This window comes from Pseudonocardia sp. WMMC193 (genome assembly GCF_021728735.1).
GTDB lineage: Bacteria > Actinomycetota > Actinomycetes > Mycobacteriales > Pseudonocardiaceae > Pseudonocardia > Pseudonocardia oroxyli.
In genome coordinates, this window is the sequence record NZ_JAKKDO010000003.1 from 4,423,494 (window position 1) to 4,443,752 (window position 20,259).

Here is a 20,259-nt window from a genome sequence, read left to right on the forward strand (position 1 = left end):
CGCACTATGCCCGGCGCTCCACGAACGGTCGCATCCGCTCCAGCGCCTCCTCGATGGGCGCGGTGGCGCCCGCGAACGACAGCCGCACGAACCGGTGCCCGTCGACGGGGTCGAAGTCCCCGCCGGGGGCGACCGCGACGCCGGTCTCGCCGAGCAGCTCGTAGACCAGGCGCATCGAGTCGTCGGTGAGGTGCCCGACGTCCGCGTAGACGTAGAACGCGCCGTCGGCGGGGGCGAGCCGCTCGATGCCGAGCGTCGGCAGTCCCTCGAGCAGCAGGGCGCGGTTGCGCGCGTAGTGCTCCACGTGGGCGTCGACCTCGGCGTAGGACTCGGGGGTGAACGCCGCGACGGCCGCGTGCTGGGGCAGTGCGGGCGGGCAGACGGTGAAGTTGCCCGCCAGCCGGTCGACGGCGCGGCGCAGGTCCTCGGGCACCAGCAGCCACCCGAGCCGCCAGCCCGTCATCGAGAAGTACTTGGAGAACGAGTTGACGACGATCGCCTCGCGGGAGGTCTCCCACGCGCACGAGACCGCCCGGCCGTAGCCGATGCCGTGGTAGATCTCGTCGCTGACCAGCCGGATGCCCCGCTCGGCGCAGTGTGCGGTGAGCGCGGCCAGCTCGTCCGGGGACACCACGGTGCCGGTCGGGTTGGCCGGGGAGGCCACGATCAGGCCCTGGACGTCCAGGTCCTCGATCATCTCGACGGCGGGCTGCCAGCACGGCAGCTCGACGACCTCGCAGCCGAGCGCGGTGAGGATGTTGCGGTAGCACGGGTAGCCGGGGCGGGCCATCGCCACGCGGTCGCCCGCGTCGAAGGCGGCGAGGAAGGCGAGCAGGAACCCGCCGGACCCGGCGGTGGTGACGACGACGTCGTCGGGGGTGATCTCGATCCCGTACATCCGGCGGTGGTGGGCGGCGATGCCCTCGCGCAGCTCGGGGATCCCCAGCGCCACCGTGTAGCCGAGCACCTCGGTCTCCAGCGCGGCGGCCGCGGCGGCCCGCACGGGCGCCGGGGCGGGGGTGGACGGCTGCCCCGCCGACAGGTTGATCAGGTCGCCCCTGGTGCGCTGACGCTCGGCGGCCGCGGACCACACGTCCATCACGTGGAAGGGTGCGATGCCGGACCGGTCGGAGACTCTCACCTCGCGAGCGTACGAAACGGCGAAGCGGGGCCGTCCGGGACGACCCCGCTCCGAAGCACCGCATCCGCCCGAGGCCCCCTCTGCGCGCGGATGCGGGGGTCCGGTCACCGGGGGCGGGGGAGGCTTTCGGGGAGCCCGGACCGCCACCGGCGTCGACCGACCCGGGCGGCGGGCAGGAGAGTCCCGCCGCCCGGGGGGTGGATCAGCTCTCGAACTGGCCCGTCAGCACGCCGACGACGTCGAAGATCTGCTTGTCGGTGGCGGCCACCGCGTCGTCGACGTACGCGCCGACCGGCTCCAGCGGCGGGGTGCCGTAGGTGACGTTCTCGTCGAGGTAGGCGCCGACCGGGGCGAGCTCGGCGGCCGAGGCCTGCCCGGCGACGGCGATCATGGCCGCGGGGGCGACCAGGGAGGCCAGACCGGCGGCGAGCAGGGTGGCCTTGCGGGGAGCGTGCGAACCCATGGGGATCTCACTTTCGAAGGTCGAGAGGGGAAGTCCTGTCATCCCCGCCGCACGTCGGTGGGCCGCGGGTGATGCACACCCTGACCCGCGGGTAACCCCGGCTTCAACCGACGACGAACCGGTTTACACGCTGTTTGCACGAAGATCATGTAGCCCACTTGGCCTAACCACGCTGCTCTGAACGGGTCATGCCTGGTCATCGAGCGACACGCACCATTGCCGCATTCGCGACAAGGCGAAACACGATCGTCAACGTGCACGAAACATCTGCGTAACACGGGACACGATCGCGTGAGCCCGAGATCACCGTCGCGGGACCGTCACGTCGCCCTTCTCCGCCTTCAGCCCGATGTCCGTGCGGTGGTGCGAACCCGCCAGGTGGACACCTGCCACCCGCCGGTAGGCCTCCTCGCGGGCCGCCGCGAGGTCCGGGCCGGTCCCCACCACCGACAGCACCCGACCGCCCGCGGAGACCACGGCGCCGTCGTCCCGACGGCGGGTGCCCGCGTGCAGCACGCCCTCGCCCTCGGCCCCGGTGATGACGTCGCCGAGCCGCGGGGTGGCCGGGTAGCCCTCGGCGGCCACCACCACGGTCACCGCGGCGCCGTCGGACCACTCCAGCGGCGGGTGGGCGGCCAGCGTGCCGGTGGCGACCGCGTTCAGCAGGCCCGCGAGGGGCGTGCGGAGCAGCGCCAGCACCACCTGGGTCTCGGGGTCGCCGAAGCGGCAGTTGAACTCGATGACCGACGGCCCGTTCGACGTGAGCGCCAAGCCCGCGTAGAGCAGCCCGGTGAAGGGGGTGCCACGGCGGACCATCTCGTCGGCCACCGGCTGCACGACGGTCGCGACCAGCTCCTCGACCAGGCCCTCGCCCGCCCACGGCAGCGGCGCGTAGGCACCCATCCCGCCGGTGTTCGGGCCCGCGTCACCGTCCCCGACCCGCTTGAAGTCCTGAGCGGGCACCAGCGGCACCACGGTGTCGCCGTCGACCAGACAGAACAGGCTGGCCTCCGGCCCGTCGAGGTAGGACTCGAGCAGGACGGGGTGGCCCTCGTCGAGCAGGTGCATGGCGTGGGCGCGGGCGAGCTCGAGGTCCGCGCTGACCACCACGCCCTTGCCCGCGGCCAACCCGTCGTCCTTGACGACGTACGGGGGCGTGAACCGGGCGAGCTCCTCGTCGAGCTTGGCGGGGTTGTCCACGATCACCGACGCGGCGGTGGGCACGCCCGCCGCCGCCATCACGTCCTTGGCGAAGGCCTTGGAGCCCTCGATCCGGGCCGCGTCGGCGCCGGGGCCGAAGCAGGCGAACCCGGCGGCGCGGACGGCGTCCGCCACGCCCGCGACGAGCGGGATCTCCGGGCCGATCACCACCAGGTCGGCCTGCCAGTCACGCGCCAGCGCGACGACGGCGGCACCGTCGCGGGCGTCCACCCCCCGCTGCTCGGCCACGGCCGCGGTCCCGGCGTTGCCGGGGGCGCAGGCCAGCGCCGTCACCTGGGGGTCCTGCGCCAGGGCGAGGACGAGGGCATGTTCTCGGGCACCGCTCCCGACGACCAGTACGCGCACGGTGCGCCACCCTACCTACCTGGGCTAACAGCAGCTCCGCGCACCGCACCCCACCGCACCGGTCGTCGGGCGTTCACCCGGTGGACGGGCCCCCGCCGGCCGTCCGACTCCCCCGCCCGGGACACTGGACACCCGTGACCCCCCTCGTCATCGCCCATCGGGGCGCGAGCGGCTATCGCCCCGAACACACCCTCGCGAGCTACGAGCTCGCCGCGCGGATGGGGGCGGACTTCCTCGAGCCCGACCTGGTCAGCACGGCCGACGGGGTGCTCGTCGCCCGCCACGAGCCCATGATCGGCGCGACCACAGACGTGGCCGCGCACCCCGAGTTCGCCGCGCGCCGCACGGTCCGCACGCTCGACGGCGCGCAGGTCGAGGACTGGTTCGCGGACGACTTCACCCTCGCCGAGCTGCGCACCCTGCGCGCCGTCGAGCGGCTCCCCGGCCTGCGCCAGGGCAACACGGTCTACGACGGGCTGTTCCCGGTCCCGACGTTCGGCGAGATCCTCGAGCTGCGGGCCCGGCTGTCCGCCGAGCTCGGCCGCGAGATCGGCGTCTACCCGGAGACCAAGCATCCGAGCTACCACGCGTCCCGCGGCCTGGCCTGCGAGGACGCCCTGGTCGCGGCCCTGCGCGCCCACGGCCTGGACCGCGCCGACGCCCCGGTGTTCGTCCAGTCCTTCGAGGTGGGGAACCTGCGGGCGCTGCACGCCGCCACGCCGGTGCGGCTGATCCAGCTCCTCGACGCCGAGGGCGGGCCGGCCGACGGCGGCCCGTCCTACGCCGCGCTGTGCACCCCGGACGGGCTCGCCGCGATCGCGGAGTACGCGGCGGGGATCGGCCCGGAGAAGTCCCTCGCGGCGCCGCCGTCGCCCCTCGTGGCGGACGCGCACGCGGCGGGGCTGCTCGTCCACGTCTGGACCCTGCGCAACGAGAACGCCTTCCTGGCCGCACCGTGGCGCCGGGGGACCCGCGCGGACGAGTACGGGGACGCCCTCGCCGAGTACCGCACGTTCGTCGAGGCCGGTGTGGACGGCCTGTTCACCGACCACCCCGACACCGCGGTCACCGCCCTGAGCCTCCTCCCCCTGTGAGCCCCGCGAGACCCGTGAGCGGCGATGGTCGCTCTGGCGACTATCGCCGCTCACGGGGCTTGAGGTGGGACAACAGGAGGGCGGTCGTCTCGGCGGGGCGCTCCTCGTGGACGAAGTGGCCCGCGTCGAGGGTCTCGTGGCGGAACTCCCCCGCCACCCAGCGGGCCGACCCGCGGGCCGTGCTCTCCAGCACGCAGGGATCGCCCGTCCCGTGGACCTGCAGCACCGGCATCTCCGCCCGCCGGGCGACCGCGGTGGCGAAGCGGCGGCCCTCGGCGCGGACCTGCGAGCGCGCCATCCAGCGGTAGTACTCCAGGGCGCAGTGCGCGACGGTCGAGATCCGGATCGCCTCGCGGTTGCGGCCGACGGCCTCGGCGAAATCCGCCGTGTCGGTCCACCCCGGCCCCGACCAGGCGCGCATGATGCGCTCGACCCGGGCGCCGTCGTCCCGCCGCAGCGTGGCCTCGGGCCTGCGCGGGAGCTGGAACCCGGCCATGTACCGGGAGGCCCGGCCCTGGCCGAGCGGGTGCCGGAGCAGGGCACTGCGGAAGGCGAGCGGGTGGGCGATGCCGATCGCGGTCAGCGTGTGCAGCCGCCGCGGGTGCAGCGCGGCCAGGGTCCACGCGACGGCGCCGCCCCAGTCGTGCCCGACCACGTGGGCCCGCTGCTCGCCCAACGCGCGGATCAGACCGTCGACGTCCCCCGCCAGCGTCCAGAGGTCGTAGCCGCGGGGCGGCTTGTCGGAGTCCCCGTAGCCGCGCAGGTCGACCGCCACGGCCCGGAACCCGGCCTCGGCGAGCGCCCGCAGCTGATGGCGCCAGGACCACCAGAACTCGGGAAACCCGTGCAGCAGCACGACGAGCGGGCCCTCGCCCGCCTCGACGACGTGCAGCCGGATCCCGTTGGCGGACACCGAACGGTGCGTCCACGGGCCCGGAACCCGGACCGAGGACGGTTCTGGTCTCAGCGGGCGTGCCCGTTGAGCTGGGGCGCCGTGGGCTCCTCGGACCGGCCGCGGTTCTGCAGCACCTGCGCGGTGTCCTTCAGCGAGGAGATGGTCCGCTCCGGCTTGCGGATCTTCTTGACCCGCAGGTAGCCGACGAGCGCGGACAACGCCGCGCCCAGGATCATGGTGCCGAAGACGATCCCGAACGCCGCCGAGCGGGGCAGCCAGATGTCGAGCACCTCGCCGATCGCCAGGAACAGGAAGAACAGGCTGAACAGGGCGATGACGAGCGCGACGATGAAGAAGACGCTGCCCTGCACACCCTTCTTGACCTCGGAGGTCACCTCCGCCTTGGCCAGCTCCACCTCGGAGCGGACGAGCGTGGAGACGTGCGAGGTCACGTCGCGGACGAGATCGCCGATCGACTGCTCCGAGGAACCGGGCGCCGGCTCCTTCGACAGCGGGATCGAGGGCAGTACGGGCGGAACGTCCGTGCCGCCGGAGCTGGTCGGGGTGGCCACCGGGGTCCCTCCTGCAGGGTCTAGGTCTCGGGCATCCTTCCACGACGGGCTTCCCCGCACCGGGCCGGTCAACCCTTGATCACTCGGGAGTGTCCCACCCACCCCGTCCGCGCAGCCGCTTGACGCTCCCGCGGCGGGTCTTCTGGTCCAGCCTGCGGCGCTGGGAGCCCTTCGTGGGCTTGGTCGGACGACGGGTGGGCGGGGGTGCCTTCGTGGCCTCGCGCAGCGCCTGGGCCAGCCGTTCGCGGGCGGACTCGCGGTTGCGCAGCTGGCTGCGCGAGTCGCCCGCGGTGATGGTCAGGACCCCGTCGACCAGCCTGAGGTTGCGCAGGGCGCGGTCCCGGACGTCGTCGGGCAGGCTGGGCGAGTTCGCGACGTCGAAACTCAGCTCCACCCGCGAGTCCGTGGTGTTCACGCCCTGCCCGCCCGGCCCGGACGAGCGGGAGAACCGCCAGTGCAGCTCCCGGGCGGGGATGACGACCCCGCGGCGCACGAGCACGCCGTCGGGGTCGTCCGTCATGCCCCTAGTCTTCCTTACCCTCGCCCAGACCCGTCTTGATCAGGTCCATGACGCTGGAGTCGGCCAGCGTGGAGACGTCCCCGACCTCGCGGTTCTCCGCGACGTCCCGCAGCAGCCGCCGCATGATCTTGCCGGAGCGGGTCTTGGGCAGCTCGTCCACGACCATGATCTGGCGCGGCTTCGCGATCGGCCCGATCTCCTTGCTCACGTGGTTGCGGAGCGCGGCGATCGCGTCGGCGCCCTTCGCCTCGTCCTGGGCCACGTTCCCGCGCAGGATCACGAACGCGACGATCCCCTGACCCGTCGTCGGGTCGGAGGCGCCGACGACCGCGGCCTCGGCCACCGTCGGGTGGCTGACCAGCGCGGACTCCACCTCGGTGGTGGAGATCCGGTGCCCGGAGACGTTCATCACGTCGTCCACGCGGCCGAGCAGCCAGATGGCGCCGTCGTCGTCGTACTTGGCGCCGTCACCGGCGAAGTAGTAGCCCTGCTCGGCGAAGCGGGACCAGTAGGTGTCCTTGTAGCGCTCCTCGTCGCCCCAGATGCCGCGCAGCATCGACGGCCAGGGCTTGTCGAGCACCAGGTACCCGCCCTCGCCGTTGCCGACCGGGGTGCCGCCCTCGTCGACCACGGCGGCGCCGATCCCCGGCAGCCTGCGCATCGCCGAACCGGGCTTGGTGGCGGTGACCCCCGGCAGCGGCGAGATCATGATCGCCCCGGTCTCGGTCTGCCACCAGGTGTCCACGATGGGGCAGCGCTCGGCGCCGATGACCTCGCGGTACCACATCCAGGCCTCGGGGTTGATGGGCTCGCCCACCGAGCCGAGCACCTTCAGCGAGGAGAGATCGTACTTCTCCGGGATCTCCCGGCCCCACTTCATGAACGTGCGGATGAGCGTGGGGGCGGTGTAGTAGATCGTGACGCCGTACTTCTGCACGATCTCCCAGTGCCGGCCCTCGTGCGGGGTGTTCGGCGTGCCCTCGTACATCACCGAGGTGGCGCCGTTGGCCAGCGGGCCGTACACGATGTACGAGTGCCCGGTCACCCAGCCGATGTCCGCGGTGCACCAGTAGACGCTCTCGCCCGGCTTGTGGTCGAACACCACGTGGTGGGTGTACGCCGCCTGGGTCAGGTAGCCGCCCGAGGTGTGCAGGATGCCCTTCGGCTTCCCGGTGGTGCCCGAGGTGTAGAGGATGAACAGCGGGTTCTCGGCGTCGAACAGCTCGGGGGTGTGCTGGTCGGAGGCGGCGTCGACCACGTCGTGCCACCAGACGTCCCGGCCCTCGGTCCACGCGACGTCGGACTCGGTGCGCTTGACCACCAGCACGTGCTCGATGGTCGTGCCCTCGACGGCCTCGTCGGTGTTCTCCTTCATCGGGGCGGGCTTGCCCCGGCGGAACTGGCCGTCGCTGGTGATCAGCAGCTTGGCCTCGGCGTCCTCGATGCGGGCCTTCAACGCCCCCGGGGAGAACCCGCCGAACACCACGCTGTGCATCGCGCCCAGCCGCGCGCAGGCGAGCATGGAGAACACGGCCTCGGGGATCATCGGCAGCTGGATCGCCACCCGGTCCCCGGCCCGCACACCCAGCTCGGTCAGCGCGTTCGCCGTCTTCGAGACCTCGCGCTGCAGGTCGGCGTAGGTGATGGTGCGGGTGTCACCCGGCTCGCCCTCCCAGTGGAAGGCCACCCGGTCCCCGTTGCCCGCCTCGACGTGGCGGTCCACACAGTTGTAGGCGACGTTGAGCTTCCCGCCGACGAACCACTTCGCGAACGGCGGCTGCCAGTCGAGGACCTCGGTCCACCGCTCGCCCCACGACAGCCGCTCCGCCTGCTCGGCCCAGAAGGCCTCGCGATCGGTGTCCCCCCGCTCGTACCAGTCCGCCGTCGCGTTGGCCTGCGCCGCGAACTCCTCGCTCGGCGGGAAGCTGCGGCTCTCGGTGGACAGGTTGCTGAGCGTCGCTCCCGACTCGGCCATGTCCTCGTGTCCTCCTCAGGCACCGGTGCTACTGGTCTCTGAACCTAGTGCTCCGCCACCGCGTATGCACCGTCAGTACGGAGAGGACGACCCCCGTGCGGCAGCATGGCGGGGTGCCGGATCCCCTCGCCCCGCTCCTGGACCTCCCCGGCGTCGCCGACGCGGTCGCCGCCGCCCGAGACGCCCTCGTCCCGGTGCACAACCACACGGTCAACCGCCGGGGCTGGCCCGCGACCGCCGCGGAGGCCGCGCTGCGGGCCGCCCGCGCGTCGGCCGCGCTGGAGGGCGCGCCGCTCACCCCCGCGCGGGAGGAGCACGTCACGCACCCCGTGCTCGCGGGGGCGGTGCGGGTGGCGGACGAGGCCGGGAAGCTGCTGGCCACCTGGAAGGGGGCGCCGCTGCAGGCGCTGGCCCGGCTGCACGTCCTGGCCGCCACCGACCTCGTCGAGGACTCGTCCGTGCTCGGCCGCCCCCGGGAGGGTGCCTCGGCCCGGCTCGGCCTGCTCGCCGACATGGTCACCGGCGGCACGGCGGTGCCCGCGCCGGTGTTGGTCGCGGTGGTGCACGGCGAGCTGCTCGCCCTGCGCCCCTTCGGCACCGCCGACGGCGTGGTGGCCCGCGCGGCGGCCCGGCTCACCGCCGTCGCGACCGGCCTGGACCCGAAGTCGCTGGCCGTCCCCGAGGTCGGCCACCTGCGCCGGGCCGCGGAGTACCGGGCCGCCGCGGTCGCCTTCGCGACGGGCGCGCCGGACGGGCTGCGCGAATGGATCGTGCACGTGTGCGCGGCGTGGGAGACCGGGGCCCGCGAGGGGATGGGGATCGCCGAGGCCCAGGCCTGAACGCCGGCCGGACGCGAGAAACGGGCGGTGCCCCGTCTGCAGTGGGGGCACCGCCCGTCTCGCGCGACCCTCCGGGGTCCAGGCGTGCACTACGTGTCGTGATCCGGCCTCGGCGTCCGGCGTCCCGGTCCGCAGGCCCACGACGACATGCCTCCCGCGGCGTGCTGTGCGTGGAGTGCCCGGCGATCGCGCACGGAGCTCTGGGAGGGGGAGCCGGGTGCTTCTCCACCGCACCGACCCTGGCCTTCCGGAGGTCCGTGACACCATTCGTACTCCGTGACCGGGGCCACAGCAAGGGGGTCGGTCGGGTGCACCGGTTCAGCTGCGGAGGGTGTCGATCACCGGGCCGGAATGGACCCGTCCGGCGGTCGCGCAGTGATCTCACCTGCGGAAACGTAGCCACGCTGCGGTGCAGGCCACGGCGACCCCCACCAGCGCCCCCGCGACGAGCGGCGAGCGCCCGGTCAACCGGGTGCGCAGCGAGACCGGCGCGGTGAACGTCCGCACGGGCCACCCGCGGGCGTGGGCCACCGCGCGCAGGGCCTTGTCCGGGTTGACCGCCGTCGGGTGCCCCACGGCGGCGAGCAACGGCTCGTCGGTGATCGAGTCCGAGTAGGCGGAGCAGTCCGCGAGGGAGTAGCCGCGGTCGGCGGCGATGCGCCGCGCCACCACCGCCTTCTCCTCGCCGTAGCAGTAGAACTCGATCTCCCCGGTGTAGCGGCCGCCGCGGGCCTCCATCCGGGTCGCGACGCAGCGGTCCGCGCCCACCATCGCCGCGATCGGCTCCACCACCTCGAGCCCCGACGCGCTCAGCACGACGATCTCGTCGCCCCGCGCCCGGTGCTCCGCGATCAGCGCCGCCGCCTCGGCGTAGATCATCGGCTCGACGATCTCGTGCAGCGTCTCCGCCACGATCGACCGCACCTGCGCCACGTCCCACCCCGCCGCCAGCGCGGTGATCCGCCTGCGGAGCAGGTCCATGGTGTCCGCGTCGGCGCCGGCGAGCAGCAGGAGCAACTGCGCGTAACCGCTGCGCAGCACCGCCCGGCGGGTGATCAGGCCCTCGCGGCGGAACGGGCGGGAGAACGCGAGCGCGCTCGACCCCGCGATGATCGTCTTGTCGAGGTCGAAGAACGCGGCGGCGCGCGGCGACCCGGGAACCGCTCCGTCGCCGGGGAGACGGTCGGGCGAGGCGGACGGTCCGGGCACGGGACGAGCCTGCCAGACCGGCACCCGGCGCCGAGAGAAGGGACGGCCCTCGCCAGGGGGGATTGGCGAGGGCCGTCAGGCGGTTCAGCCCCGGGGGGTCGGACTGAACCCGGGCCGGGGCAGGCGAAAACGCACACCCGAGCCGACTCAACTGTAACCGCAAGTCCGCCACACCACCACGTCTCCACGTCAGGTGTTCGCCGGGCGGTCGCTGCGGTGTGCGGCGGCCGGCGGACGGCGCCGACCACGCCCTCGTACAGCCCGTACACCCGCGGCGGTGATCACGCACCGCGACCGGATCGGCACGGCGCGGAGGCGGCGGTAGGGCCGTCGCCCGCCCTCGTGCCCGCGCGCGATTCGGGGACCCCCGATCTTCATTCTGCCCGGTCGGACCGACGCCGGCGGCGCGGACGGCGTCGCGACGGGGCATCCATCCACAGGCGGGGTCGGCCATCCACAGGTTCGCGGTTCGCCGTCCGGAAGCGCCGCGGAGGCCGCAGGCTCGACGTCGTCACGGCACCGACCGGGGTCGTGGCGGGTGGGCGTGGGGCCGCACGGGGTCCCGCGGCCGAGTCGGTTCGCGGCCGGGCGGGTCGCGGACGCCGAGTGGAGGAGGCCCGGATGAGCGAGCGGACCCTGCTGATGGTGGAGGACCCCGACCTGCTCGACGCGGTGCTGCGGATCGCGGCGGCCGCGGGGTGCGAGGTGCATCGGAGCCCGGACCCGGCCGAGGCGCGCCCGTACTGGTCGCGGGCGCCGTTCGTCGTGCTGGACGAGGGGTCGGCGGCGCGGTGTCTGCGGGCCGGGTTGCCCCGGCGCGCCGACCTGGTGCTCGTCGGGTTCGGGTCGGCGTCGATGGAGGCCCTCCACAGCGCCGTGGCGCTCGGCGCGGAACAGGCGCTCGAACTGCCCGCCGCCGAGGAACATCTGCTCTCACGGCTGGCCGCCGCCGTCGAACGCGGCGGCTCCCCGGGCCGGGCGGGGCGGGTGCTGGCGGTCGTGGGCGGGCGGGGCGGGGCGGGTGCCTCGGTCCTCGCGGCGGCGCTCGCGGTGGTCGCGGCCCGGTCCGGGGAGCGCACCCTGCTCGTGGACTGCGATCCGCTCGGTGGGGGGTTGGACCTGGTTCTGGGGGCCGAGGAGGTCACCGGTCTGCGATGGCCGGACCTGCGGATCGCGGACGGCCGGGTCGCCGCCTCGGCCCTGCACGCCGCGCTGCCCGCGCCCGCGGTCGGCCGCTCCGGCGAGCTCGGGGTGCTCTCCTGCGGGCGCGAGCCGTCGGGTCCGTCGGCGGCCGCGGTCACCGCCGTGGTCGAGGCGGGTCGCCAGGCGGGCGAGACCGTGGTCTGCGACCTGCCGCGCTACCCGACCGATCCCGCGCTGGCCGCCCTGGAGCTGGCCGACCGGGTGCTGTTGGTCGTGCCGGCGGACGTCCGGTCGTGTGCGGCCGCGGGGCGGGTGGCGGCCGTCCTCGCGGAGCAGACCCGCGAGGTCGGCCTCGTCGTGCGCGGGCCCTCCCCAGGCGGGCTCACCCCGGCGGACGTCGCGGAGGCGCTCGACCTGCCCCTGGTGGCCGAGATGGCCCCGGACAGGGGGATCGCGCGGGCCCTCGAGCAGGGCGTCCCGCCCGGACGGCGCCGGGGGCCGCTGGCGAGCGCGGCCCGCGCGATCCTCGAGCCGGGCCCGGCGCTGCGGAGCGTGTCGTGAGCGAGCTCGCCGAGCGGATCCGGTCCCGGCTCGCCGAGGAGGGTCGGGAACCGACCCCGGCGGCGGTCGCGGCGGCCTTCCGGGCGGAGTCGGGCGGGGTCGCGTCGGACCAGGACGTCCTGGTCGCCCTGCGTTCCCTGCGCGAGGAGCTGGTGGGCGCCGGCCCGCTCGAACCGCTGCTGCGCGACCCGGACACCACCGACGTCCTCGTGTTCGGCGGCGGCACCGTGATGGTCGACCGCGGAGCCGGTCTGGAGCGCTCCCCGGTCCGTCTGGACGGCGAGGCCGCGGTGCGCAGGCTCGCGCAGCGCCTCGCCCAGGCCGCCGGGCGCAGGCTGGACGACGCGAGCCCCTCGGTCGACGGGTTCCTCGCCGGCGCGCTCGACGGGTCCCGTGGGATCCGGGTGCACGCCGTCCTCGCACCCGTCGCCCCGGACGGCACCTGTCTGTCCCTGCGCGTGCTGCGCCCCGCGGCGCACGATCTCGCCGCCCTGCGCCGGTCGGGCACCCTGGCGGGCCCCACCGGGGACGTGGTGCAGGCGATCGTGGCGGCCCGCCTCGCGGTGCTGGTGTCCGGCGGCACCGGGTCCGGCAAGACCACCCTGCTCGCCGCGCTGCTGGGCGAGGTCGACCCCGCCGAGCGCATCCTCACCGTCGAGGACGCCCAGGAGCTGCAACCCCGACACCCCCAGGTGGTCCGGCTGGTGGCGCGGCCACCGAACATCGAGGGGGCGGGCGGGGTGTCCCTGCGGGACCTGGTGCGCCAGGCGCTGCGGATGCGCCCGGACCGGCTCGTGGTCGGTGAGGTCCGCGGCGGCGAGGTCTGCGATCTGCTGTCCGCCCTGAACACGGGACACGACGGCGGCGCCGGGACCGTCCACGCCAACTCCGCCCGCGAGGTCCCGGCCCGCATGGAGGCGCTCGCCGCGGTGGGTGGCATGGACCGGGCCGCGCTGCACAGCCAGCTGGCGGCGGCGGTCCAGGTGGTCCTGCACATGCACCGTGGGCCCGCGGGCCGGGTGCTCGCGGCCGTCGGGGTCCTGGAGCGGGCGCCGTCCGGCGAGGTGCGGGTGGCCCCGGTCTGGGAGCACCGGACCGGCTGGACCGCCGACCGGCCGCGCCTCGACGCGCTGCTCCGCGAACGGGGTGTGCAGCCACCGTGGGCGGAGCGGGCCGTGGCGGCCGGCGCGCGGGTCGCTCGGTCGGGCGGGGTCGTCGAGCGGGTCGGGCACCGCGTCGAGGGTGCTCACGGACGGGGCGGGGCTGGCCCGGCCGGTGTCCGACCGGTCGCGTTCCACCTGCGGCTCCCCACCTCCGCGCGGAGCGGGTCGTGAGCGCCGCCGGACCGGGCTGGGCGGTGTGCGCCGCGGTGGCGGCGGGCCTGCTGATCGCACCCGGCCCGCCGGCCCGGCAGCGGCTCGGGACCGTCCGGCCCGAGGTGGCGCGCCGGTGGCCGGTGCCACCCGCTCCCCTCGCCGTGGCGCTGCTCGGAGCCGTGCTCGGCGGGCTGGCCTGCGGGGTGGCGGGGAGCCTGGCGGGCGGCCTGGTGGCGACGACGGTCCGCAGGCGGCGGGCCCGGTCACGAGACCGGTCCCGGGCCGGGGCCGAGGCCACCGAGCTCGCCGAGTCCCTGGCCCGGATCGTCGAGGAGCTCCGTACGGGCGCGCACCCCGCCGCGGCCCTGCAGGGCGTGCGCTCCGACGGCGCCCTCGCCGACCGCACGCTCGGCCCCGCCGCGGCGGCCGCCCGCCTGGGAGACGACGTGCCCGCCGCGCTGGCCCGCACCGCCGCCCGCGGTCCGGCGGCGGTCCGGGCCGAGCTGCAGCGGATCGCGGCGGCCTGGTCGTTGAGCGACCGGCACGGCGCGCCGCTGGCCGACCTGCTCGACGGGGTGCTCACCGACCTGCGGTGGCGGCTCGCCTTCGCCGCGCGCACCCACGCCCGCTCCGCGGGTCCGCGGGCGACCGCGGCCGTGCTCACCGCGCTGCCCGTGCTCGGTCTGGGGCTCGGCCATCTGCTGGGAGCCGACCCGCTGGGCGTGCTGCGGTCCGGGATCCTCGGCCAGGCGCTGCTCCTGGTCGGTACCGGCCTGGTGTGGGCGGGTCTGAGCTGGAGCGACCGGCTCACCACGGCGGCGGCGCCGTGACCGCCCGGACGGCTCGCTGCCGGTGGTCCGGGTCGGTGCGGCGGTGCGCGCGATGAGCCCGGAGAGCGCGGGCCCCGGTCTCGTCGCGGCGTGTGCCCTGGTGGCGCTGGCGGCGGCCGTCTCGGGCGACGGTGCCGCCCGGTCACGGCTACGCGGCCTGCGCCCGCCGGCCGAGTCCGCGAACCCGGGATCGGGTGTCGGCGGGCGGTCGCGGCTGCTGGTCGTCGCCGGTGTCGGGGTCGCCGGGATCGTCTGGGTCCTGGCGGGTGGGCCCGCGGGTGGGCCGACCGCGGTCCTCGCGGGCGTGCTCCTCGGAGGTCTGCTGCCGCTGGGGGTCTCCACCGCGTTCCGCCGACTCGGGACCCGGGCGGCGGGTCGCGTCGACGCCGGCGGGCTGGCCGCGGGCTGGGAGCTGCTCGCGACCTGTCTCGACGCCGGACTCCCGGTCCCGACCGCCGTCCAGGTGGCGGCGGAGCGGATCGACGGGCCCACGGCGGTCGCCCTGCGGCGGGTGGCCGGGCTCCTGGAGCTGGGCTCGCCGGGCGAACAGGCCTGGGCCGCCGCCGCGGAGCTCCCGCAACTGGTCGCCTTCGGTCGGGCCGCGCGCCGCTCGGCGGACACCGGAACCGGGCTCGCCCGGGTCGCCCGGGGCGAGGCCGCCCGGTTGCGGGACGGGCTGGCGGACGCGGCCGAGGCCCGGGCGGAACGCGCTGCAGTGCTGGTCGCCGCGCCGCTCGGGCTCTGTTTCCTGCCCGCGTTCCTGGCGCTCGGGATCGCCCCGGTCGTCCTCGGTCTGGCCGGTGAGGCCTTGAGCCGATGGTGACCCCACCCGCCCGATCACCCCCCGGGGAGCGCCCGCTCCCCGAATCCGAACCCCAGTCCCCAGGAGGAACCCCATGACCGCCACCGTTCTCGTCGACCCCGGCCCCGAGCGTTCGCGCGGCCCGCGCAGCCGAGCCCTGCGCACCTGCCCGAACCCGCCCGCCCGGACCGACCAGCGCACCGGACCCGCCCCGCGCGGTGCCGAGACCGGCCCGCCCGACCCCGGGCCGCGCGCGGCACCCGACAGCCCGCCGGGCCGGCGAGCCACCCCGACCCGCCTGTTCGCCGCGCTCCTCGGCCCGCTGGCCGCGCTCCTCGGCCCGCTGGCCGCGTGGGCGCGGGCGCTGGCGGACCGCGCCCGGCGGGACGACCGCGGCATGTCCACGGTGGAGTACGCGATCGGCACGCTCGCCGCGGCGGCGTTCGCGGCGGTGCTCTACACGGTGGTCAGCGGCGAGTCGGTGGTGACGGCGCTGACCGGGCTGGTCGAGCGCGCACTGCAGGTCACGTTCTGATGCGCCCGGCCGAGCGCGGCGCGGTCACCGTCGAGGCGGCGATCGCCCTCGCCGCGCTGACCCTGGTGCTCCTCGCCGCGCTCGGCTCGCTCAGCGCGGTCGCGGCGGCGGTGCGCTGTCAGGACGCGGCGCGCGAGCTCGCCCGGCTCACCGCCCGCGGTGACGGCAGGGCCCACCAGGCCGCCGCGGCGATCGCCCCGACGGGCGCGACGCTGGAGGTGAGCACTATCGGCGACGAGATCCGCGCGCGGGTCACCGCCGCCCCGGTCGATGTGCTCCCCGTGCGGATCAGCGGCTCGGCCCTCGCGATCCGCGAGCCCGGCGTCCTCGACGCGGGGATCTCCGGGCCCGGAGCCCTCGATCCCGACCCGCTCGACCCCGGACCCCCGGATCCCAGTGCATCCGATCCCGGGACCCTCGACCCGGCCGGGTTCCGGTGACCCCGCGAGCGGCCGACCGCGGCGCGGCGACGGTGTGGGCGGCGACGGCCACGGCGCTCCTGCTCGCGGTCACCGCGCTGCTGCTGGACGTCGGCTCCGCGGTGGTGGCCCGCCACCGCGCCCAGGCCGCAGCGGACCTCGCCGCCCTCGCGGCCGCAGGTGACCCCGTCGAGGGTGACCGCGTCGCGTGCGCGGCGGCGGAGCGGGTGGCGAGCGGCATGGACGGGCGACTCGCCGCCTGCGCCCTCGACGGCTGGAACGCCCTCGTCGAGGTCCGCGTCGAACGTTCCTGGTCGCTGCTCACCCGCTCCGCCGCGACTGCGAGGGCGCACGCCGGACCGGTCGACGACCCGTCGGCGCCGCCGGCTCCGGCGCCGCCGCCGACCCCCGGTGCGCCCACCGAGCCGGAACCAGGACCCGAGCCGGAGAGCGGCGGGGCCCCGGCCGCGGCGTTCCCGGCCGGGCCCGCACTGCGCCGGGCCCGCCGGGCCCGGCCCACCTCCGCCGCCCCGAACCGAGGGTTGATCCACATTCCGGGAGCCGCGCGGTCGGAAATCGACCGCCCTCCTCCCCACGAACGGATCATGGACCGCGTCCCGGGCGTCCCGGGCGGCGCGGGCGTCCCGGGCGGTGCGGGGCGGACGGGCTCGGCGTGCGACGGCAGCCCACCGGACCGCCCTCGCGGCGGGTCAGTGGGTCGCCAGCGCCCGGAGCACGATGTCCAGCACCCGCACCGCGCCCGCCTTGTCCAGCGGGTTGTTGCCGTTGCCGCACTTGGGCGACTGCACACAGGACGGGCAGCCCGTGCGGCAGCCGCAGTCCTGGATGGCCGCCCGGGTCGCCCGCAGCCAGCGCTCCAGGACCGCGTGCCCCCGCTCGGCGAGCCCGGCGCCCCCCGGGTGTCCGTCGTGGACGAACACGGTGGGCAGCCCGGTGTCGGGGTGCAGCGCCGTGGACAGCCCGCCGATGTCCCAGCGGTCGCAGATCGCGAACAGCGGCAGCAGCCCGATCGCCGCGTGCTCCGCCGCGTGCAGGGCGCCGGGGATGCGGGCCGGGTCCAGACCCGCGTCCGCGAGCGCGGCGTCGTCGACCGTGTACCAGACCGCCCGCGTCTCCAGCTCCTGCGCGGGCATGTCCAACGGCACGGTCTCCAGCACGGCACCGTCTGCGGCCCGGCGCTGGTAGGCCACGACCTGCCCGGTCACCCGCACGTCCCCGAAGTACACCGACACCGGCCCGTGGTCGCTGCGGGACCGGACCGCGACGACGTCGACGTCCGCGGTCGACCGGGCGTCGGTGCGCCAGTCCGGCTCCTCCTGGTGCAGGAGCGCCACCCCGGCGTCGAGGTCGAGATCGTCGACCACGTAGCTCTCACCGCGGTGCAGGTACACGGCGCCGGGGTGCACGGTCCCGGGGGCGGAGGCACCGTCGACCGTGCCGAGCATCCGGCCCGTGCCCGCCTCGACCAGCGCGACCTGACCCAGCCCGGAGCCCCGGATGTCGACCGACGCGGCGGGCTGTTCCCGCGTCGAGGGCCAGAACCACCCCGTCGGGCGGCGGCGCAGCACGCCGTCCTCCACCAGCTCGTCGAGCAGTTGCGCCGCAGGTCGGCCGCCGAACACGGCGGCCACGTCCGCCTCGGTGATCGGCAGCTCGGCCGCGGCGCACACGAGCTGCGGGGCCAGCACGTACGGGTTGGTCGGGTCCAGCACGCAGCTCTCGACGGGGGCGCCGATCAGGGCCCGCGGGTGGTGCACGAGGTAGGTGTCCATGGGGTCGTCGCGGGCCACCAGCACGACCAACGCCTCGTCCGACGCCCGGCCCGCCCGGCCCGCCTGTTGCCAGAAGGAGGCGCGGGTGCCGGGGAACCCGGCGACGATCACCGCGTCCAGCCCGGCGATGTCCACGCCGAGCTCGAGGGCGTTGGTGGTGGCCACCCCGAGCAGCTCGCCGCTCATCAGCGCGGCCTCCAGCTCGCGCCGCTCTTCGGGCAGGTACCCGCCGCGGTAGGCGGAGATCCGCTCCACGAGGTCGCGGTCGACGTCCGCGACGAGCCGCTGCGCCCCCAGCGCGGTCGTCTCCGCGCCGCGGCGCGAGCGGACGAAGGCCAGGCTGCGGGCGCCCTCCAGGACCAGGTCGGCCAGCATCCGGGAGGACTCGGTCGACGCGGGCCTGCGCACCGGTGCCCCGTTCTCGCCGGTCAGCTCGGGGAGCAGCGGGGGTTCCCAGAGGGCGACGGTCCGACCGGCGCTGGGCGAGCCGTCCTCGGTCACCGCCGTCACGGAGCGGCCGGTGAGCGCACAGGCGTGCTCGGCGGGCCGGGCCACGGTCGCGGAGGCCAGCACGATCACGGGTTCGGCGCCGTAGCGGCGGGCCACCCGGAGCAGCCTGCGCACCAGCAGCGCGACGTGCGAGCCGAACACCCCGCGGTAGGTGTGGCACTCGTCGACCACGATCACGCTGAGCCTGCGCAGGAACTGCGCCCACCGACCGTGGCGGGGCAGCACCGAGCGGTGCAGCATGTCCGGGTTGCTGAGGATCCAGCGGCCGTGGTGGCGGATCCAGTCCCGCTCGTCCATCGGGGTGTCCCCGTCGAGCGTCGCCGGGCGCACCGCGGGGAGGTCGAGCTCGCGCAGGGTGCGGAGCTGGTCGGCGGCCAAGGCCTTCGTGGGTGCGAGGTAGAGGGCCGTGGCCCGCGGGTCGGTCACCAGCCGGGTGAGCACCGGCAGCTGGTAGACCATCGACTTGCCGGACGCCGTGCCGGTCGCCACCACCACGTCCCGCCCGGCGTGCGCCAGCTCCGCCCCTTCGACCTGGTGGCTCCACGGCCGCGCGACGCCGATCCGCCCGAACGCCTCGACGACCTCGGGCGGCGCCCACCCCGGCCAGTCCACGGTTCGGCCCGGGCGGGGCGGCAGCCGTACGGCGTGGCGCAGCGGGTTCAGCGGGTCGGCGGGGTCGCCCGCGGGGTCGAGTCCGTCCAGGGGCGGCAGCTCGCCCGAGGGCCCCAGCTCCAGGACCGGCGCGGCCGGGTCCACCCCGGATCCCGCGAGCACCCGCCCGAGCAGCTCCAGGCCGCGGGCGGAGCGGACCGCCGGCGCGGCGGGCTCGACGATCCGCTGGTCATGCACGTCGTCGAGGCTCGCACACACCCCCGACAGGCTGTGCACACGGGCTCACCCCACCGGGATCGCGCCCGCCAGCGTCGCGGCGAGCGCGCGGGCGACCCCGTCCAGGCCTGCGCGGGCGTCCACCCACCCCGCGGCGCGGGGCCGGGTGCTGAGCAGCGACACGACGAACCGCGACCCGACGCCGACCACCCCCGCGCTGTGCAGGTAGTACCGCTGGGCGAAGCAGCACATCCAGCCCTGCTTCGCCGCCACCGGCCCGGCGCCGTCCGCCAGTCCCGGCGCGAGCAGCCCGAAGTCCTGGGCGAACCCGTCGCGCGCCACCGCGGGCGCGGACCCCAGTGCGTCCATGATCAAGTCGCGGTCCGGCGCCGGCATGGCCAGCACGTGGTCGTAGAGCCGCAGGTGATCCTCCGCGGACACGAGCATCTCGCCCCACTGCGAGGGGTCGGCGGGATCGCGGGTGGCCGCGAGCCCGAGCCGCCCGGCCAGCCGGGAGGCGGCGTGCGCGCCGTCGAAGCGCGACCACAACGCGTTCATCGCCGCGTCGTCGCTGGGTCCGAGTGCCCGGCGGAGCAGGTCGAGGTCGGTGTCGCCGACCTCCAGGCCCTCGGTGCGGCGGTCGAGCACGTCGACGGCCACCACCAGCTTCGACAGCGAGGCGGCGTAGGTGGGCTCGGCCGCGGCACCCGCGGAGGCCCACTCCCCCAGCTCCCGGTCCAGCACCGCGATCCGCAGGTCCAGGCCCTGCACGACCGCGGCGGCCGTGGTGGCTGCGAGGACGGCGGCCGCGGCGATCCCCCGCTCCCGCTCCGGCTCGGGTTCCGGCTCCCGGGGGACGAGCGCGAGCAGCCCCGCGAGCTCGGCTTCGGGCACCGCGGCCAGCACGACGGAGAGCTCCGCGACATCCGGATCGCCGGGTGGCGCCCCGAGGGGCGCCGGCGCGGAGGTCGCCGGCGCGCTCAGCAACAGCGGGCCCATCGCCAGAACGACCCCGACGGCCACGAGGCCGATCCGGCGAGTCCCGCTGACGGTGCGGCCTCGGTGGTAGATCTCTCAAGCATCAGGCAGGCACCGACACCCGGCAACCGCACGACTGTGTTGTCGATCACCTCACCCTGTCGGCGGGGGGAGTGGTGTGGATCTCAATTGCGACATCGGCCACACTCTGCGTGTGCATCCGGCGGCCGCACCGTCGCGGCGGTCGGGTGCCGACGACGTCAGGGCTGC

The 20,259-nt window shown here is 75.7% G+C and carries 18 protein-coding genes and 1 pseudogene; 9 read left to right on the forward strand and 10 right to left on the reverse strand.

Annotation, left to right across the window (positions count from 1 at the left end; all coding sequences use genetic code 11):
* Positions 1–4: 4 nt before the first annotated feature.
* The 3 genes from L3X23_RS22860 to purD all read right to left on the reverse strand — a co-directional run bounded on the left by L3X23_RS22860 (position 5) and on the right by purD (position 3,170).
* Positions 5–1,099, reverse strand: coding sequence for a pyridoxal phosphate-dependent aminotransferase (locus L3X23_RS22860; RefSeq protein WP_237198100.1), 1,095 nt, complete (start codon positions 1,097–1,099; stop codon positions 5–7).
* Positions 1,100–1,343: 244 nt separating this feature from the next.
* Positions 1,344–1,604, reverse strand: coding sequence for a hypothetical protein (locus L3X23_RS22865; RefSeq protein WP_093086547.1), 261 nt, complete (start codon positions 1,602–1,604; stop codon positions 1,344–1,346).
* A gap of 303 nt (positions 1,605–1,907) precedes the next feature.
* Positions 1,908–3,170 (reverse strand): phosphoribosylamine--glycine ligase, encoded by a 1,263-nt coding sequence (gene purD, locus L3X23_RS22870; RefSeq protein ID WP_237194397.1) that lies wholly within the window; start codon positions 3,168–3,170, stop codon positions 1,908–1,910.
* A gap of 134 nt (positions 3,171–3,304) precedes the next feature.
* On the opposite strand from purD, the gene L3X23_RS22875 reads away from it, so the two are divergent.
* A complete protein-coding gene (locus L3X23_RS22875; RefSeq protein ID WP_237194399.1) occupies positions 3,305–4,264 on the forward strand; it encodes a glycerophosphodiester phosphodiesterase in 960 nt (319 codons plus the stop codon).
* 40 nt (positions 4,265–4,304) lie between these two features.
* Here the strand turns inward: L3X23_RS22875 and L3X23_RS22880 are convergent, their stop codons facing one another.
* The 4 genes from L3X23_RS22880 to acs form a co-directional block, all read right to left on the reverse strand.
* Positions 4,305–5,177, reverse strand: coding sequence for an alpha/beta fold hydrolase (locus L3X23_RS22880; RefSeq protein WP_237194401.1), 873 nt, complete (start codon positions 5,175–5,177; stop codon positions 4,305–4,307).
* A 50-nt stretch (positions 5,178–5,227) separates the two neighbouring features.
* Entirely contained in the window at positions 5,228–5,731 is a 504-nt protein-coding gene (locus tag L3X23_RS22885; RefSeq protein WP_237194403.1) for a phage holin family protein, read from the reverse strand.
* A 79-nt stretch (positions 5,732–5,810) separates the two neighbouring features.
* Complete coding sequence (arfB, locus tag L3X23_RS22890; RefSeq protein ID WP_237194404.1) at positions 5,811–6,251, reverse strand: alternative ribosome rescue aminoacyl-tRNA hydrolase ArfB; 441 nt, start codon at positions 6,249–6,251, stop codon at positions 5,811–5,813.
* 4 nt (positions 6,252–6,255) lie between these two features.
* Entirely contained in the window at positions 6,256–8,226 is a 1,971-nt protein-coding gene (acs, locus tag L3X23_RS22895; RefSeq protein WP_093086562.1) for an acetate--CoA ligase, read from the reverse strand.
* A 113-nt stretch (positions 8,227–8,339) separates the two neighbouring features.
* On the opposite strand from acs, the gene L3X23_RS22900 reads away from it, so the two are divergent.
* Positions 8,340–9,065, forward strand: coding sequence for an oxidoreductase (locus tag L3X23_RS22900; RefSeq protein WP_237194406.1), 726 nt, complete (start codon positions 8,340–8,342; stop codon positions 9,063–9,065).
* Positions 9,066–9,446: 381 nt separating this feature from the next.
* Here L3X23_RS22900 and L3X23_RS22905 read toward each other — a convergent pair whose 3' ends face one another.
* Positions 9,447–10,274 (reverse strand): HAD-IB family hydrolase, encoded by an 828-nt coding sequence (locus L3X23_RS22905; protein WP_308116933.1) that lies wholly within the window; start codon positions 10,272–10,274, stop codon positions 9,447–9,449.
* A gap of 621 nt (positions 10,275–10,895) precedes the next feature.
* Between L3X23_RS22905 and ssd the strand changes: the two genes are divergently transcribed.
* From ssd to L3X23_RS22940, 7 genes and pseudogenes are all read left to right on the forward strand, one after another.
* The gene (gene ssd, locus L3X23_RS22910; protein WP_237194409.1) at positions 10,896–11,978 is read left to right on the forward strand and encodes a septum site-determining protein Ssd; all 1,083 of its coding nucleotides are present in this window, start codon (positions 10,896–10,898) and stop codon (positions 11,976–11,978) included.
* Positions 11,975–13,312 carry a TadA family conjugal transfer-associated ATPase gene (locus L3X23_RS22915; protein WP_237194411.1) on the forward strand — a complete coding sequence of 446 codons (1,338 nt, stop codon included), beginning with the start codon at positions 11,975–11,977 and terminating at the stop codon, positions 13,310–13,312. The genes ssd and L3X23_RS22915 overlap by 4 nt, the downstream gene beginning before the upstream one ends.
* A complete protein-coding gene (locus L3X23_RS22920; RefSeq protein WP_237194412.1) occupies positions 13,309–14,124 on the forward strand; it encodes a type II secretion system F family protein in 816 nt (271 codons plus the stop codon). The genes L3X23_RS22915 and L3X23_RS22920 overlap by 4 nt, the downstream gene beginning before the upstream one ends.
* A 52-nt stretch (positions 14,125–14,176) precedes the next feature.
* Positions 14,177–14,947 (forward strand): type II secretion system F family protein, encoded by a 771-nt coding sequence (locus L3X23_RS22925; RefSeq protein WP_237194413.1) that lies wholly within the window; start codon positions 14,177–14,179, stop codon positions 14,945–14,947.
* A 73-nt stretch (positions 14,948–15,020) separates the two neighbouring features.
* On the forward strand, positions 15,021–15,461 hold the full coding sequence (locus L3X23_RS36280; RefSeq protein ID WP_308116934.1) for a DUF4244 domain-containing protein: 441 nt from the start codon (positions 15,021–15,023) through the stop codon (positions 15,459–15,461).
* Positions 15,461–15,901, forward strand: coding sequence for a TadE family type IV pilus minor pilin (locus tag L3X23_RS22935; protein ID WP_308116935.1), 441 nt, complete (start codon positions 15,461–15,463; stop codon positions 15,899–15,901). Before L3X23_RS36280 ends, L3X23_RS22935 begins: the two co-directional genes overlap by 1 nt.
* A pseudogene (locus L3X23_RS22940) lies at positions 15,898–16,230 on the forward strand (Rv3654c family TadE-like protein); the annotation flags it as partial. The gene L3X23_RS22935 and the pseudogene L3X23_RS22940, both read left to right, overlap by 4 nt.
* A gap of 360 nt (positions 16,231–16,590) precedes the next feature.
* Here the strand turns inward: L3X23_RS22940 and L3X23_RS22950 are convergent.
* Together L3X23_RS22950 and L3X23_RS22955 are read right to left on the reverse strand one after the other, a co-directional pair.
* Positions 16,591–19,032 (reverse strand): DEAD/DEAH box helicase, encoded by a 2,442-nt coding sequence (locus tag L3X23_RS22950; protein WP_374204900.1) that lies wholly within the window; start codon positions 19,030–19,032, stop codon positions 16,591–16,593.
* Positions 19,033–19,077: 45 nt separating this feature from the next.
* A complete protein-coding gene (locus L3X23_RS22955; protein ID WP_237194414.1) occupies positions 19,078–20,034 on the reverse strand; it encodes a serine hydrolase in 957 nt (318 codons plus the stop codon).
* Between the last annotated feature and the right edge of the window lie 225 nt (positions 20,035–20,259).

Coding starts and splice junctions, on each gene's coding strand:
- L3X23_RS22860 (WP_237198100.1), bottom strand. CDS start 1,099: ATGGACGTGTGGTCCGCGGCCGCCGAGCGTCAGCGCACCAGGGGCGAC.
- L3X23_RS22925 (WP_237194413.1), top strand. CDS start 14,177: ATGAGCCCGGAGAGCGCGGGCCCCGGTCTCGTCGCGGCGTGTGCCCTG.
- L3X23_RS22935 (WP_308116935.1), top strand. CDS start 15,461: ATGCGCCCGGCCGAGCGCGGCGCGGTCACCGTCGAGGCGGCGATCGCC.
- L3X23_RS36280 (WP_308116934.1), top strand. CDS start 15,021: ATGACCGCCACCGTTCTCGTCGACCCCGGCCCCGAGCGTTCGCGCGGC.
- acs (WP_093086562.1), bottom strand. CDS start 8,226: ATGGCCGAGTCGGGAGCGACGCTCAGCAACCTGTCCACCGAGAGCCGC.
- ssd (WP_237194409.1), top strand. CDS start 10,896: ATGAGCGAGCGGACCCTGCTGATGGTGGAGGACCCCGACCTGCTCGAC.
- arfB (WP_237194404.1), bottom strand. CDS start 6,251: ATGACGGACGACCCCGACGGCGTGCTCGTGCGCCGCGGGGTCGTCATC.
- L3X23_RS22865 (WP_093086547.1), bottom strand. CDS start 1,604: ATGGGTTCGCACGCTCCCCGCAAGGCCACCCTGCTCGCCGCCGGTCTG.